This window comes from Protofrankia sp. CiP1_Cm_nod2 (assembly GCF_920664355.1).
Taxonomy (GTDB): Bacteria; Actinomycetota; Actinomycetes; order Frankiales; family Frankiaceae; genus Protofrankia.
Window position 1 is genome coordinate 9,226 of record NZ_CAKKTL010000117.1, and the last position, 1,515, is coordinate 10,740.

A 1,515-nucleotide genomic window follows, 5' to 3' on the forward strand; every position below is an offset into this window, starting at 1 on the left:
CGAGTCCGGCCGGGCCGGACGGCCCGAGCAGCGCGGCGTCGGTGCCCAGCGCCCGGAAGGCGCAGTGCGCGCCGACCACCTCGGGCAGGAAACTGGCCGGCAGCCGGGACAGCGCCAGATAGAAGACGGCCGTCATCACGGTGAGCGGCCGGGCCTGTGCCGCGGTCAGGAAGTCGGTGGCCAGCGGGTCGGGGAGCTCCACGCCGTGCTCCGCCAGCAGCTGGCGGCGCCGGGCGGCCAGGGTGCGCTCGGCCACGCCGTCCCCGAGCAGCTCCAGCCGCTCGGCGCCCAGCCGGTTGACGATCACGGCGGGCTGGGTAGCCGGCTGCGACACGGTGTCGAGCCAGCAGCCCTCGATCAGCGCGAGCGGGGCACGCTGCCGCAGCACGGTGGCCACGGTCCCGGCCGGGCCGGCGCGCAGCCGCGCGGCGGTCCGCACGATCGCGGCCCGGGCATCGGCCAGCTCGGCGAACAGCAGCTCCTCGTCCAGTGGCCCGTCCGCCCACCCGTCCGGACGCCTGGCCGCCGCGCGCTCGTCCGGCTGCCCGGCCCGGCTCCTGTCCGGCTGGCTGTCCGGGCGTCCGGCCGGATCCGCGCCCTCGTCCGGGCCGGTGCCGTCCGGCAGGAAGGCTGCGAGCACCCGGCGGGCGGCTACCAGCGTCGCCTCGGACTCCTGCTCGACCAGCAGCCGGCGGTACAGCGCGGCCGGCGGCCCGGCCACCGCCGCGGCCGCCTCGGCGAACGCGGCCGGGCCGCACTCGAACGGGCCCCGCGGCAGCGACGTCGTCAGGTCCGTCATGCGGCTTCGCTCCTCGCGGCCAGGTGGGCGGCGAGCGCGCGCGTCTTCTCGGCGGCCTCGAACGCCTGGCCGCGGCAGTTGAGGTGCAGCCCGTCGCCGCAGTAGATGCCGGGGTCGGCGCGGAGCGGATGGTCGGTGAGCGAGACGAAGATCGCGCCGTGTTCCTGGGCGACCTCCCGCGTGATCCGGGCGACGATCCTGGTCGCCCTGCTGATCATCATCGCCTGTTTCGCGGGGACGATGCCCGCCTGGCCGATGTCGAGCATCCCGACGGTGAGGACGTCGGCGCCGGTCGCCCGGACCCTGGAGACGATCTCGGTCAGCTCGGCGCGCACGGTGGCCGGGTCGAACCCCGGCCTGATGAAGTCGTTGCCGCCGCCGGAGAGGAACAGCAGGTCGGGCCGGAAGTCCAGGGCCGGCCGCAGCTGCGTCCGGCGGATCTCGGTGAGCGTCAGATCGCGCCTGGCCAGCCGGATCTCGTCGAGGTCGGGGTGGACGCGGCGCAGCACGGCGCTGATCCGGTCCACCCAGGACAGGTCCTGGTAACCGGGAACGGCCTCGCGGATGCCGGCCGAGATGCTGTCGCCAAGCACCGCGATCCGCCGCCACGGCGTGCCCGCCAACAGCCGCGCGCCGGCTTCGGTGGACAGGACGTACGGGTCGGTGGCCTCCGTCATTTCGCCCGGTTCACCTGTTCTGGCCAATGCGCCTGTTTC

At 75.3% G+C, this 1,515-nt stretch carries 1 protein-coding gene and 1 pseudogene; both read right to left on the reverse strand.

Translation table 11 applies throughout. The annotated features are described in order from the left end of the window. A pseudogene (locus NBW84_RS14205) lies at nucleotides 1-799 on the reverse strand (iron-containing redox enzyme family protein); the annotation flags it as partial. Beyond that, entirely contained in the window at nucleotides 796-1,476 is a 681-nt protein-coding gene (locus NBW84_RS14210) for an SGNH/GDSL hydrolase family protein (protein ID WP_250285205.1), read from the reverse strand. The pseudogene NBW84_RS14205 and the gene NBW84_RS14210, both read right to left, overlap by 4 nt. Nucleotides 1,477-1,515: the final 39 nt, after the last annotated feature.

Bases quoted from the DNA above. Each gene is read 5' to 3' on its own strand.
- NBW84_RS14210 (WP_250285205.1), bottom strand. From the start codon at position 1,476: ATGACGGAGGCCACCGACCCGTACGTCCTGTCCACCGAAGCCGGCGCG.